At 31.0% G+C, this 13,861-nt stretch carries 11 protein-coding genes and 1 other annotated feature; of the genes, 9 read left to right on the top strand and 2 right to left on the bottom strand.

Annotated features, from left to right (window positions below; translation table 11 throughout):
• Window positions 1–30 precede the first annotated feature (30 nt).
• Complete coding sequence (locus BUB33_RS07090) at window positions 31–1,062, bottom strand: 3D domain-containing protein (RefSeq protein ID WP_072974837.1); 1,032 nt, start codon at window positions 1,060–1,062, stop codon at window positions 31–33.
• An 880-nt stretch (window positions 1,063–1,942) separates the two neighbouring features.
• Here BUB33_RS07090 and BUB33_RS07085 point away from each other — a divergent pair.
• The 8 genes from BUB33_RS07085 to BUB33_RS07050 all read left to right on the top strand — a co-directional run bounded on the left by BUB33_RS07085 (window position 1,943) and on the right by BUB33_RS07050 (window position 12,787).
• Complete coding sequence (locus BUB33_RS07085) at window positions 1,943–4,921, top strand: collagenase (RefSeq protein WP_084725254.1); 2,979 nt, start codon at window positions 1,943–1,945, stop codon at window positions 4,919–4,921.
• Window positions 4,922–5,062: 141 nt separating this feature from the next.
• Window positions 5,063–5,295, top strand: a binding site (T-box leader).
• A 104-nt stretch (window positions 5,296–5,399) separates the two neighbouring features.
• Complete coding sequence (gene metG, locus BUB33_RS07080) at window positions 5,400–7,358, top strand: methionine--tRNA ligase (protein WP_072974835.1); 1,959 nt, start codon at window positions 5,400–5,402, stop codon at window positions 7,356–7,358.
• Between the two features lie 84 nt (window positions 7,359–7,442).
• On the top strand, window positions 7,443–8,795 hold the full coding sequence (locus BUB33_RS07075) for a phenylacetate--CoA ligase family protein (RefSeq protein WP_072974833.1): 1,353 nt from the start codon (window positions 7,443–7,445) through the stop codon (window positions 8,793–8,795).
• A 20-nt stretch (window positions 8,796–8,815) separates the two neighbouring features.
• On the top strand, window positions 8,816–9,583 hold the full coding sequence (locus BUB33_RS07070) for a TatD family hydrolase (protein ID WP_072974830.1): 768 nt from the start codon (window positions 8,816–8,818) through the stop codon (window positions 9,581–9,583).
• Between the two features lie 167 nt (window positions 9,584–9,750).
• A complete protein-coding gene (gene rnmV, locus BUB33_RS07065) occupies window positions 9,751–10,299 on the top strand; it encodes a ribonuclease M5 (protein ID WP_072974828.1) in 549 nt (182 codons plus the stop codon).
• Entirely contained in the window at window positions 10,289–11,155 is an 867-nt protein-coding gene (rsmA, locus tag BUB33_RS07060) for a 16S rRNA (adenine(1518)-N(6)/adenine(1519)-N(6))-dimethyltransferase RsmA (protein ID WP_072974826.1), read from the top strand. The genes rnmV and rsmA overlap by 11 nt, the downstream gene beginning before the upstream one ends.
• Before the next feature lie 30 nt (window positions 11,156–11,185).
• On the top strand, window positions 11,186–12,397 hold the full coding sequence (locus BUB33_RS07055) for a hypothetical protein (protein WP_072974824.1): 1,212 nt from the start codon (window positions 11,186–11,188) through the stop codon (window positions 12,395–12,397).
• A 24-nt stretch (window positions 12,398–12,421) separates the two neighbouring features.
• Window positions 12,422–12,787, top strand: coding sequence for an ArsR/SmtB family transcription factor (locus BUB33_RS07050; protein WP_072974822.1), 366 nt, complete (start codon window positions 12,422–12,424; stop codon window positions 12,785–12,787).
• 22 nt (window positions 12,788–12,809) lie between these two features.
• Here the strand turns inward: BUB33_RS07050 and BUB33_RS07045 are convergent, their stop codons facing one another.
• Window positions 12,810–13,076, bottom strand: coding sequence for a late competence development ComFB family protein (locus BUB33_RS07045; protein WP_072974820.1), 267 nt, complete (start codon window positions 13,074–13,076; stop codon window positions 12,810–12,812).
• Window positions 13,077–13,283: 207 nt separating this feature from the next.
• Here BUB33_RS07045 and BUB33_RS07040 point away from each other — a divergent pair, with 207 nt between their 5' ends.
• Window positions 13,284–13,514, top strand: coding sequence for a glutaredoxin family protein (locus BUB33_RS07040; protein WP_072974818.1), 231 nt, complete (start codon window positions 13,284–13,286; stop codon window positions 13,512–13,514).
• The last annotated feature ends 347 nt before the right edge of the window (window positions 13,515–13,861 follow it).

Below are 13,861 nucleotides of genomic sequence, written 5' to 3'. Positions count from 1 at the left end.
AAATCTAGGCTCCCAACAGGAGCCTAGATTTTATTTTAATACATATACTTTAACTTTCCTTCTTCCAAATCTATTAACTGCACTAGAACTTTCAAAAAATAAATCAATTTTATTTCCTTTAATTGCTCCTCCAGTGTCTTCTGCTATAGCAAAACCATAATCTTTAGTTCCATCAAGGCTTTGAACATAAAGTTTCGTGCCTAATGGTATTACCCTAGGGTCAACAGCAACTACACCAGGTCTAACCTTTGTACCTGAGGCAGTAAGACCATAATATCTATCGCCTGGTGATTTTCCACAACTTTCAAATGATAAGTCATAGGCAGTGGCTGTCATCGTCATAGCTTTCCTGTAGCTAGTATTACCTCTGGATGTAACGATTAAATCCTTAGTGCCCTTTTCTATAATTTCAGAAATTGGTTGGGTAATTACTTCTTCTTTTACAAACTCAGTTGAGTGAAGTTTGCCATTGATAAATTCCTTTTTGAAATAAGACTTTTTAAGTCCATTTTTACCATCTTGAACAATTTTTGATGTTCCTATATCTATTTTATTGCTTTTATTTACAATTTTTTCAAAAGGAATAATATCTTCAACGGTTTCAACCACCTCCTCAACTTTAAATATTTCAATCGTTGTTCCATTTGTAATTGTATCGCCTTGTTTTGGATTGGTAAAATCCTTTTCTCCTAATACAATTCCGTTGTCATCTAGAATTTCACCTACAGTATTAAAAGTTGACTCTACATCTAATTCTAATCCTGCTGATAAAATAGTGTATGACTTTGGATTCTTTATAATTATATTCATATTGTCTTCAAGTTCTCTGTCTAAGCCTACATTAATATAGGCACCTTTATAAAATGGGATGGATTCTTTTTCAAGTAATTCTCCCACTGTTTTGGAATGTGAAGCTATTTCTCTAACTTCATCTTCCAGTTGTAAGGTAATATTAACTCTACTACCTTGGTACAAGTAAAACCCTAAAGATACAGTTACAGCTATAGCGAGGGCAGTCAAGACTATAAATTTCCAAGTCTTATTGACTGTAAAATTTTCCATAATATACCTCCTATAATTTAACTATTCTTGTATTGTAATCAAAAACTTATTATTTGTCAAATTTTTGATACAATATACATAATATTCAGACAGCCATACTATGTTCATTTATTTATATATGAATATCATATACAATAAATGGAAAACTATTCATGAAAATGGGAATTATTATTTTTTATTGTACTACCAGATAGTATTGCAGCAGAAAATATATCAGTATATATATATTGGTTAATAAATTAATTATTAAATTTGGTATATATGTAGGATAGCCTAAATCTAAAATTCAATTTAGTATGAAATTTGGTACTAATATTAAAATAATTAAAAAAAGTATTAAATTTAATACTTTTTTTAATATCAATAAAGGAATATTATTGATATTGCTATATTTCATTAAAATAAAAAAATGGCATAAAGATTGCAAGATAAATAATTAAATATGATTATTGCTTTTGACCTAGGGAAATTGTAACAATATTTAAATTAGGAATAGAACTTATTCTTCGTAAGATAGGTTCTTAAAATTTAAGGTTTTTCATTTCAAATTATATCTTTCACACTGAATTCTTAGTGCATAACTCTTTGAAAAAGTTAGTTCATGGTTTATTAAAAACATTATCCAGCACTACTTGGAATATATATTGTAATTTCTATCATTTAATATTATCTTCCCCGTATTAGTACATTAAGATTATAACCTAATATAGCAAAGTTAGAGAATGCAGCAATTGAACTGTAACTATATTATCCCAGGAGGTGACAATTATATTTTCATCAAGGATTATTATAATACAAATTATTTCTAAGGAGGCGATAATTGCATTTTCATAAAGAATTATTTGTAAAATAAAATTATTTTAAAGGAGAGAGTTCTATTATGAAAAAAACAATTAGTGAAAATCTAACAAAGATTTTATTAAACAGGCATAAATTATCTAAAATTATATGCTTGTTATGCATTGTTACTTTGCTGTTAAGTAATATTTTCAGTAGTTTAGTTTTAGCCATAGATGATAATGTCCCTGTATTATCAATGTCATATCAATCACCTATGGGAAAAATAGACACTAAAGAAAAAATAGAGACTACTATATTTTCAAAAAAAATTACTGAAGATTCATTAACAATAAAACCACCTGAACCTCCAAAATTGGAATCTAGCAGCCAAAACTCATTTGCTGCAATGAAAAACACCTATTCAATGGCTTATTTAAAGACATTAAACTATACTGATTTAGTAAATTTGCTAGTTACTATTGAGTACAGCGATATTACAGATTTATTTCAGTATAGCCAAGATGCATATGAATTTTATTCCAATCAAAGTCGTATGCAAGCACTTATTGATGCAATAAATGTTCGTGGAACACAATATACCAGCACTGATAACAAAGGTATACCTACACTTTGCGAAGTAACTAGAGCAGGTTTTTATTTGGGTTTTTACAATAGTCAATTAAGTGAACTTAATAATAGAAGTTATCATGATAAATGTTTGCCAGCAATAGTTTCAGTTATGAATAATCCTAACTTCAAACTGGGAACAGCACAGCAAGACGACTTAGTATCTGCCATAGGTCTTCTTATGTGGAATGCTTCAACTAATGTAGATGTAATTAATCGTACCATTCCTGTATTTCAACAATTCAAATCAAATATAGATACCTATATCAAGGATAATAGAAAAGGAACTGCTATTTATAATTTAGGTGGTGGTATAGAATATGATATTAGTGAAGAACTTTATAAGGGTGTTACACCATCGAAAACTATTTGGTATGGCAGAATTGATAACTATATAGCACAGGTATCAAATATAGCATTATTAGGAAACCTTACTTCAGATAATGGATGGCTAATAAATAATGGATTATATTGGATGGGGACATTGGGAAAGGTTCACAGTAATTCAAGTGAAGGAAATAGAGTTCTTACAGAGGCAATGAATTTATATCCATATTTGGGAGAGCAGTATTTCCAAGCTGCTTCATCCATAGTAGATAATTATAATGGATTAGATTATTATGGCAGAAAAATAGATATTAATAAAATCAAACAAGATGGGATAAATAAATACTTACCTAGAACTTATACTTTTGATGATGGAAAATTAATAATATATACAGGAAATGATGTTACAATTGATAAAGTTAAAAGACTTTATTGGGCTTCATATGAAGTTAGGGCACAATTTTATAGGGCAGTAGGAAGAGATACTCCTCTTGAAGCCAATAATACTGATGAAATATTGAAATGCTATATTTATAATAATCCTGATGAATATGGTATGAATCGATATCTGTTTGGGCTAGATACTAATAATGGTGGTATATATATAGAGAGCTGGGGATCTTTCTACACTTACGAAAGAACTCCTGAAGATAGTATATATACATTAGAAGAGTTATTCCGCCATGAATTTACTCATTATTTACAAGGTAGATATTTAGTACCTGGTATGTGGGGAGAGTCAGAAATTTATCAGAATGATAGATTGACTTGGTTTGAGGAAGGCGGAGCTGAATGGTTTGCTGGTTCTACTCGTACGGATGGTGTAGTGCCAAGAAAATCCATGGTATCTAATATTGGTAGAGAGTCAGAGAGATACTCTTTAGCTAAGACTTTATATTCATCATATAACAGCGGATTTACTTTTTATACTTACAGTTTTGTTGTTTATAATTATATGTATGAAAAAAATATGGATATGCTCAACAGTTTAAATGATGCTGTAAAAACAAACAATGTAAGGGCATATGATAATTTAATAAGTCAGTATAGTAATAATGCCAGTTTAAATACAGAGTATCAGAATCAAATGCAATATCTAGTAGACAATAGTAACAGTTACTATATTCCTCTTGTATCTGATGATTATTTAGCAACTCATCCAAGAAAAGACTTAGAAGCATTATATTCAGATATAACTTCAGTTATAAATCTTAGGGATGTTACAATGACTCAATCACAATCACAATTCTTCAATACATTTACATTGCGTGGAACATATAAAAAGACATCATCTCAAGGTCGTGTAGAAGATTGGAAATACATGGATTTAATGGCGAATGAATCCCTAAAGACACTTACATCATATCCTTGGAGTGGATATAAAACAGTAGTATGTTACTTTACAAATTATAAAGTAAACTCATCAAATGAAGTAGAATTTGATGTAGTATTTCATGGAATACTTACAGGAGATGGAACAACACCAGTAAATAATCCTCCAGTAGCAAAGGCAAATGGTCCCTATGAAGGAACAAAGGGAACAGCAATAAGCTTTAGCAGTGCAGGTTCTAAAGATAATGATGGAACAATTGTATCATATTTATGGAACTTTGGAGATGGTAATACAAGTACTGAAGAAAATCCAAGCCATATGTATTCTGAAGCAGGTATATTTATAGCAACTTTGACAGTAACCGATGATAAGGGAGCAAAAAGTACAGATGAAGCACAGGTTATAATTAGTGAACCTGGAGCTAACCCTAGTGATGGTATTACATCTGAGACTGAACCTAATGATACATTTGATGATGCAAATGGACCTATAAAGAATAATCTTACAGTTTCGGCAAGTTTTGATAGGGATGACAATGTAGATGTATACTATTTTGATGTAATTTCCAATGGAGAAGTTGATATCAATGTAATGCCAGATAGTGATTTAGGAATTAGTTGGATGCTTTACAAAGCACCAGATTTTACAAATTATGTAATGTATCCAACATCGACAACAGGTGGGAGATTAACAGGCTCTTATGATTCAGCACCAAGTAGATATTATCTTTATATTTATAAATACTCAGGAACAGGATCATATACTATAAATGTTAATGGACCCCTTGAGTAAATATAGATAGTTTAAAACAAGATTTAAACTTAATACATCTTCATGTAGATAACAATGGCTATAAAAATCTCCTAAATTAATTATTTAGTTGACTAGACTCTATACTTAGAGTATAATTATATATCAAATAAGGAAAGATACAATAAGGTGTTGAAGGGAAGAGTAGGATTAAGGTTATTCTACAGAGAGCTGGATTTAGGTGAAAACCAGTGATTAATGTTATTCCGAAGATGGCCCCTGAACTTTATAGCCGAAGATTTTAAGCTATGACGGAAGCAGCCGTTACACTGCAAGGTTTAATAACCTAGTGAGATTTAAATCGTGAGATTTAGATAAATTAGAGTGGTACCGCGAAGACAGCCTTCGTCTCTATAAGAGACGAAGGCTTTTTTATGACCTAACACAGCGAACGGTAGTGAGCTGATGTAGGTCAAACGCAAATTACTATTTATTAATTAAATAAACGGGAGGTATAGAGATGAAAAAATATTATTTGACAACACCAATTTATTATCCATCGGATAATCTGCATATAGGACACACCTATACTACAGTAGCAGCAGATGCAATAAAAAAGTTTAAGAAAATGCAAGGATATGATGTATATTTTGTAACAGGCTCAGACGAACATGGGCAAAAAATACAAGAGAAAGCCAAAGAAAATGGCGTTACACCAAAGGCATATGTGGATAAAATTGTTGCAGATATAAAAGCATTGTGGAAAACTTTGGAGATAGATTATGATACTTTTATAAGAACTACAGATTCTCACCATGAAAAAGCAGTACAAGAAATATTTACAAAGCTATATGAAAAAGGTGAAATATATAAATCAAAATATGAAGGACATTACTGTACTCCATGTGAAGCATTTTGGTCAGAATCGCAACTAAAGGATGGAAAATGCCCAGATTGTGGTAGAGAAGTTCATCTTGCAGAAGAAGAAGCTTACTTTTTTAGACTTTCAAAATATAGAGATAAATTATTAGCATTATATGAAGAAAATCCAGAGTTTATTCAACCAGAATCAAGAAAAAACGAAATGATAAACAATTTCTTAAAGGATGGTTTAGAGGACTTATGTGTGTCTAGAACTAGCTTTGATTGGGGAATTAAGGTTCCCTTTGATCCATCCCATGTAGTATATGTATGGATAGACGCTTTATCTTGCTATCTTACAGCCTTAGGATATGGTACTGATGATGATAAAAACTTTAAAGAGTTTTGGCCTGCAAATGTTCATCTAGTAGGTAAAGAAATAGTAAGGTTTCATACTATAATTTGGCCAGCACTTTTAATGGCAATGGATTTAGAATTACCAAAAAAGGTATTTGGTCATGGTTGGATATTATTTGAAGATGATAAAATGTCTAAATCAAAGGGGAATGTAATATATCCAGAGCCAATAATTCAATTATATGGTATAGATGCATTCAAATATTTTCTTCTTAGAGAATTTTCCTTCGGACAGGATGGTTCTTTCCATAGGGATAAGTTCCTACAAAGACTTAATTCAGATTTAGCTAATGATTTAGGAAATCTAGTGAGTAGAACAGTTACAATGATTGAAAAATATAATGAAGGAGTAATTCCAGCACCTGTGAAGGAAGGAGAGTTTGATGATTCTCTAAAGGAAATAGGAATAAAAGCAGCATCTAAAGTAGAAGAGTATATGGACAAATTAAACTTTTCCAATGCCTTAGAAGAAATATGGAAATTAATTAGAAGAACTAATAAATATGTAGATGAAACAGCTCCATGGATTTTGGCAAAGGAAGAGAATAAGGAAAGACTAGATACAGTATTATATAACTTGGCAGAATCCCTAAGAATTGTATCTATACTAATTAAACCATTTATGGAAAAAACATCAATAGAGATAAGGAAACAACTTGGCCTGGAAAATGATATATTATGGAATGATGCTAAAACTTGGGGAATACTAGAAACAGGAACAAAAGTAGCAAGGGGAGGTATTATATTCCCAAGACTTGATATAGAAAAGGAATTAGTTAAATTAAATGATGAAAATCAAAAACTTATAGATTTAAGAAGTAAAGGAAAGAAGGTTGTAAATGTGGAAGAAGTTAAGGAAGTAGAAGAAAAGGTAGAGGAAATTACAATAGATGAATTTGATAAAATAAAGTTAAAGGTAGCAGAAGTTATTTCCTGTGAAAATCATCCAAAGGCAGATAAATTATATGTGTTACAATTAAAGTTAGGTGAGGAAGAACGTCAAGTAGTATCAGGAATAAAAGAATATTATTCACCAGAAGATTTAGTGGGTAAAAAAGTAGTAGTAGTTACAAATTTAAAACCTGTAAAACTAAGAGGTATAGAATCAAAGGGAATGATATTAGCAGCAGAAGATAGTGACGGTAAACTTAGCCTAGTGTCTACCCTAGAAGATTTAAAGTCAGGAGCAACAATATCATAATAGGACAGGGGTATGGTTCTCATGTTGCAAGAAAACTAGCAGGAGAACCATCTTCTTGCCGCAACTTACCATGGGGGTGATAATATGGATATGGTGAAACCTTTTATTGAAAATATATTGTATCCAATTATGGAAAAGAAAAATGGTAATAAAATAAGAGAAAATATAAAGGAACTTCTTAACTCTCAAAAATTAGATACTATAGAATTAAAAATGCTACAAGAAGAAAAGCTTAAAAGACTTTTACTAGAATGTATAAAGAATGTTCCTGCTTATAAAAAATATGATTGTCTATTAGATGAGATTGAATCTGATGTAAGGAGTGCCTTTTTAAAGTTTCCTGTATTGAATAAGGTTGAATTTAGAAATAATTCGGAGACGTTTTTAAACAATACAACTCCAAAATCTAAACTGATACCTAATATTACTGGTGGCTCAACCAGTGAGCCAGTTAAGTTTTTTATGGATAGATATACTGTAGAGTATTATGAAGCAGCAAGATGGAGAGGACTTTCTTGGTGGGGGATTACTCCAGGAAGTAGAAGTGTAATGATTTGGGGAAATCCCTTGGAATTAAACCAAGCTGAGCAGAAGAAATATCGCATGAAAGAAAAATGGCTCAAGAATAGAATAATAATACCTGCATACTCCTTAAAACCAGAGAATATGGCAGAGTATGTAAATAAAATTATTAAATTTAAACCTGAATATCTATATGGCTATGCTTCTGCTTTACATGCCTTTGCATCTTTAATGCTGCAAGAAAAGCTAAAATTCCCATTAAAATTAAAGGCAATTATTTCTACATCTGAAACCTTACATGATTTTCAAAGGGAAATAATAGAAGAAGCCTTTAACTGTCCAGTTGTAAATGAATATGGTGCTAGGGATGGAGGGATTTTAGCATATCAATGTCCCTGTGGAAATATGCATATTACTGCAGAAAATGCTATACTTGAAGTAGTTGATCCTAAGACATTTAAGCCTTTGGCTTTTGGAGAAAGTGGTATTCTCTTAGTAACAGATTTAAATAATTTTTCAATGCCTAGATTAAGATATCAAATAGGCGATAGGGCAGTTTTAACTGATAGAAATTGTCAATGTAAAATGGGACTGCCCATATTAGAGAAAATTGATGGTAGAGAAGATGATATGTTTGTAACTGTAGATGGTGAATTAATTCATGGTCATATATTTAATCATATCTCCCGATCCATAGAGGCAATTCAAAAGTTTCAGATTATACAATATAGTCCTTTACAAGCAGAACTAAAGATAATTAAAAGGGAAGGTTATGATGTAAAAGAAATAGATAAATTTATTATTGGAGTTCAGGAATTATTGCCAAAATCAAAAATAGATGTAAAATTTGTAGATGATATACCAGTAACAGCTTCAGGAAAATATAGATATGCTATTCGTAAATTTCAAATATAATGAAACTAGGAGAGTTAATTATGCTTATAGATAGTCATGCACATCTTGATGATTCAAGATTTGATAACGATAGAGATGTATTAATTAGGGATTTAAAAAATAATGGTATAGAAATGGTTATAAATATTGGTGCCGATTTAGGTTCAAGTATTGCATCTGTATCCTTAGCTGAAAAATATGATAATATATATGCAGCAGTTGGAGTACATCCTCACTCTGCAAAGGAAATGGATAACTCAACTATAGAAATATTGAAAACCTTTGCTAAAAGAGATAAAGTAGTGGCAATAGGGGAGATAGGATTAGACTTTTATTATGATAATTCCCCTAGAGATATACAAAAAAAATGGTTTAAAGAACAACTTGAATTAGCAAAAGAAGTAGATTTACCAGTGATTATTCATACTAGAGATGCGGCACAGGATACATTTGATATATTAAAGAATGCACAGGATGGAAGATTAAAAGGAGTGCTGCATTGTTATTCTGGTAGCGTTGAGATGGCAATGGAATATATAAAGATGGGATTTTATATATCCTTAGCAGGACCTGTTACATTTAAAAATTCTAAGGTAAGTAAAGAAGTAGCTAAAGCAGTTCCTTTAGATAAACTTCTAGTAGAAACAGATAGCCCCTATTTAACTCCCGAACCCTATAGAGGTAAAAGAAACGAACCTATATTTGTAAGATATGTAGCAGGTACCATAGCAGAAACTAGAGGAATATCCTTTGAAGAATTAGCAAAGGCTACTAATAGAAACACGAGAAAACTATTTAAAATTGTTTAATTTTAAATAGTTGGAATTGACAATGTACAATTGACAATTAAAAGACTAAAGGATGAAAAGATTATGAACTAGATTCTTTATTTAATTCAGGACGACAGTATAAGAATCTAAGGTTTCTATTGTCTATCGTCAATTTTCAATTGTCAATTAAAATAAGGGGTGTTATTTTGATAAAGGAAATAATAGTGGTAGAAGGAAAAGATGATATAACTGTTGTGAAGGCAGCATTAGAGGCAGAAGTTATTGCTACTGGTGGATTTGGATATAAAAAAGAATTTATTAAAACTCTTCAAAATATAGCAGAAAAAAGAGGCGTTATTATTCTTACAGACCCAGATTATGCTGGAGAGCAGATTAGAAGAGATTTATCTAAACATATAAAAAATTGTAAACACGCATTTTTACCTCAAGGTAAGGCTTTAAAAAAAGGAGATATTGGAGTAGAAAATGCAAATAAGGAAGATATATTAGAGGCAATATTAAAGGCTAGACCAAGTAATATAGAAAGAAAAGAAGAATTTACAAAGGAAGAACTTATTGCCTTGGGATTAGCTGGTGGTTCAAAATCAAGAGAGAAAAGAGAAAGGCTAGGAGAAATATTAGGAATAGGATATGCAAACTCTAAACAATTTCTCAATAGGTTAAATAATTTTGGAATAACTAGAAAAGAATTTGAAGAAGCTCTAGAAAGGATTGAAGGAGACCATGGAAGATAAAAGGCTTTATTCACCAAAATATATAAAAGAAATCTTAGAAAAACATGGATTTAAGTTCTCAAAATCCTTAGGTCAAAACTTCTTAATAGATGGCAATATTGTAAGGAAGATAGTAGAAAATGGGAATATTACATCGGAGGATTATGTAATAGAAATAGGACCTGGTATGGGTACTCTTACAGAAGAATTAGCATTAAAGGCGAAAAAAGTATTGGCAATTGAAATTGATAATACTTTGATACCTATATTAGAAGAAACAATTGGAAAATATAATAATGTTGAAATAATTAATGGAGATATATTAAAAATTGATTTGCAAAAAATAATAGAAGAAAGATTAGATGGTGGACCAGTTAAAGTAGTAGCAAATTTACCTTATTATGTAACTACTCCAATAATAGCTAAATTAATAGAGGATAATTTGAATCTAGAATCTATTATAGTTATGGTTCAGAAAGAAGTTGCAGAAAGAATGGCAGCAGGTTCTGGTGGTAAAGAATATGGCTCTTTATCTGTATTTGTGAATTTTTACAGCAAACCAGAAATAGTCCTAAAAGTACCAAAGACAGTTTTTATGCCACAGCCAAAGATAGATTCTGCCGTAATAAAACTTACTATAAATAAAGAATTACCAGAAGTAGACAAGGAAAAGTTTTTTAAAATTGTAAAGGCTGCTTTTTCTAAGAGGAGAAAAACCATATTAAATTCACTATCTACCTATGGATTCAATATTGAAAAAGGAACTATAAAAGAAGTTTTAGAAAGCTTGGATATTAGCTTAGATTCAAGAGCAGAAAACTTATCAGTGGAAGATTTTATAAAGATTAGTAAAACATTGCCCCCATTAGACATATAATTAAATAAAGTGTAAAAAGGGGGTAGTTTTATGTCATTGGCATATACCAGAAAGTTTATAATACTAAAGAAAGAGTTTTCTACTATGGCAGGAAGAAATCCAAAGGGACATTGTAAACTAGAGATAAGAGGACTTAAGGGGATAGTTACAGTGAACATTGAGAATGCAGAAGTAGATAACTTTTATAATGTTCTATTTATCTCTGATGATAAGGCAAATCCAGTTTGGGAATTGGGTAAAATATTTACAGATGATTTAGGAAGGGGAAAGGGAGAATATTCTTTTATTCAGAGAGAACTAGAAAATAAAAACTTTCCAATAGACAGAATAAGTGGTATTTTAATAACTAGAGAAAATCAAGTTTGTTTAGGAGGCTACCTAACTAAGGAAGATGGTAGTATTGAAAGATACATAAAGTCCATGCCATTGAACTTAGAGATGGAGTCTAAATCTGAACCTGAGTCTGATCCAATACCAGAAATACTAGAGTTAGATGAGGTAGAAGTAACTGAAGTTCCAGAAATGGAGAAATTAGAAGAAGTTCAAGAATTTGTAGAAGCAGAAGAAATATTGGAGGAAATTTTAGAAATTGATGAAGTGGAGCAGCAAGTAGATATAGAGCCTATGTTACAAGAACAAGAAACTGAAGTAAAAAAATATGAAGAAGAAATAATAGAATTAAACAATGAGGAAATTATTGAAGAAAAAGAGAATAATGAGTTTGAACTCGAAGTCTTAGATGAGGATTCTATGGAGCCAGATTACAAAACTTTAGATTATATAAAGAAATTAAATCAAAAAAATCAAACTACTAATTATGTATTAAGCATTTTAAGATTTTTTCCATATATTGAGCCTTTTACACATAATATAAAAGGATATAACTGGTGGCTTGTAGAATTAGATAAAGAAAATGAATATAGGGCTTTCCTTCCATATTTTTCATATATAGTTGGAGGAAATAATAAAGAATATTATAATAGTGATATGGTTACTTGTAATCACCTAATGAGTAAATATGGACATTACTTATTTGGTTTATACAATGAAGGAGAAGCAGTTAAATATTTTGTATATGGAATTCCAGGAAGTTTTACTATAAGTGAGCACCCATATAGAGGAACTAATGGATTTAATACTTGGTATCAAGGTAAGAATATAGAAGGATACTGGATTCTATATATAGATCCAATGACTGGAAGACCTATAAAACCTGTAATCCCAATGATTCCAGTAAACTAGTGAGAAATAAGGGGAGGTAAAACAATGAGAGAAACAGAAGAAAAATTAGTATGTATGGGACATTTATCAGATGAGAAAACCATTGAAGATTTAAAAATAAGTTTAAACTTTGGAGAAGAAATCTACCTTTTGTCCAATATATTCAAGGCGTTGTCAGACCCCACTAGACTTAAGATAATCTATGTATTATCTAAATCGTCTTTATGTGTATGTGATATAGCTAATATACTTGAAATGAGCCAATCAGCAATATCCCATCAGCTTAGAATATTAAGGGATTTGAAATTGGTGAAGTTCAAAAAAGAAGGTAAGTTAGTTATATATTCATTAGATGATGAACATGTATTGGGATTATTTGAACAAGGATTAGACCATGTTAAACATAAATAAATCCCACAGAAAAACTGTGGGGTTATTTTTGCTTTCTAGTACATTCGGAGCATACAATATCAGATGCTTCAGCAACCTTTGCTAATACAGATATTCTTCTTTGACGCTCTAATAAAAATGCTTTTTTAGTTGCTTCTGTTGCATCGTATTTAAAATAAGCAGTTGGAAGATTATTTAAAGCAATAGACTTAATATCGTGTTCACATTTTTTGTCATCACAAATTTTATAACTATTTTTCATTTCACGAAAGATTTCATCAACTAAAATTTCCATATAATTTTTTATCACAATTATCATCCTTAAAAATTAATTTGCACAAAAATCATTATATTATTTATAAATATTGTTGTCAAACCCATTACAATTATCATAGCTAAGTTCTATATTATGATTATTAAAAGGAACTATGGGTAAAATATTATCGTAAAAGCTATTGACTTATATACCCCTATAGGGTATAATCTAAATTAGTAATATATTAAAGGAGGAATTAAAATGTCCAATGTAATAGTTTATACAAGCAGTACTTGCCCATACTGTGTTTCGGCTAAGGATTATTTAAAAGAAAAAGGTGTATCTTATACTGAGAAAAATGTTCAAACAGATAAGGAAGCCAGAAAAGAATTAATGGCTATGGGACACATGGGAGTGCCAGTATTAGTTATTGATGGCGAAGAAATAGTTGGGTTCGATAAAGAAAAAATAGACAATTTATTAGCAAAATAATTTGGAAAAGGAAGAGCTTATATGGCTCTTCCTTTTTTAAGTGTGCCCAGCATGGGCAACAACTTGGTGGTGAAAGTCCACTACGGGCTTGGTAGTAGGAACCGTTAGCTGAAGGCAAGGGTGTCCATGGCGACGTGGAATCTGAAGGAAGCCGAAGGCAAAATCCTGAACCGACGAACAGAAATCACATAAGGCTGATTTAGGGAGGATGAGTTTGCTTAACAAAACAAAGTCCAATACTACCCGAACTCTTTACAGTAAATGTGACGGTTACATGGGAGGAAGGTTGTTGTTCTTACCTGGGGAGGTCTCATGGACATGGGAAAACAGAGTATGAACCATGGTTG

This window comes from Tissierella praeacuta DSM 18095, from assembly GCF_900128955.1.
Lineage (GTDB): Bacteria > Bacillota > Clostridia > Tissierellales > Tissierellaceae > Tissierella > Tissierella praeacuta.
The sequence above is the reverse complement of the archived record's forward strand: the minus strand, read 5'-3'. Positions and strand labels throughout refer to the sequence as shown.

What these genes read in the sequence shown, in the direction of transcription:
- BUB33_RS07040 (WP_072974818.1), top strand. Translation starts at nt 13,284, where the DNA reads ATGTCCAATGTAATAGTTTATACAAGCAGTACTTGCCCATACTGTGTT.
- BUB33_RS07075 (WP_072974833.1), top strand. Translation starts at nt 7,443, where the DNA reads ATGGATATGGTGAAACCTTTTATTGAAAATATATTGTATCCAATTATG.
- BUB33_RS07085 (WP_084725254.1), top strand. Translation starts at nt 1,943, where the DNA reads ATGAAAAAAACAATTAGTGAAAATCTAACAAAGATTTTATTAAACAGG.
- BUB33_RS07050 (WP_072974822.1), top strand. Translation starts at nt 12,422, where the DNA reads ATGAGAGAAACAGAAGAAAAATTAGTATGTATGGGACATTTATCAGAT.
- BUB33_RS07055 (WP_072974824.1), top strand. Translation starts at nt 11,186, where the DNA reads ATGTCATTGGCATATACCAGAAAGTTTATAATACTAAAGAAAGAGTTT.
- metG (WP_072974835.1), top strand. Translation starts at nt 5,400, where the DNA reads ATGAAAAAATATTATTTGACAACACCAATTTATTATCCATCGGATAAT.
- rsmA (WP_072974826.1), top strand. Translation starts at nt 10,289, where the DNA reads ATGGAAGATAAAAGGCTTTATTCACCAAAATATATAAAAGAAATCTTA.
- BUB33_RS07090 (WP_072974837.1), bottom strand. Translation starts at nt 1,062, where the DNA reads ATGGAAAATTTTACAGTCAATAAGACTTGGAAATTTATAGTCTTGACT.
- BUB33_RS07070 (WP_072974830.1), top strand. Translation starts at nt 8,816, where the DNA reads ATGCTTATAGATAGTCATGCACATCTTGATGATTCAAGATTTGATAAC.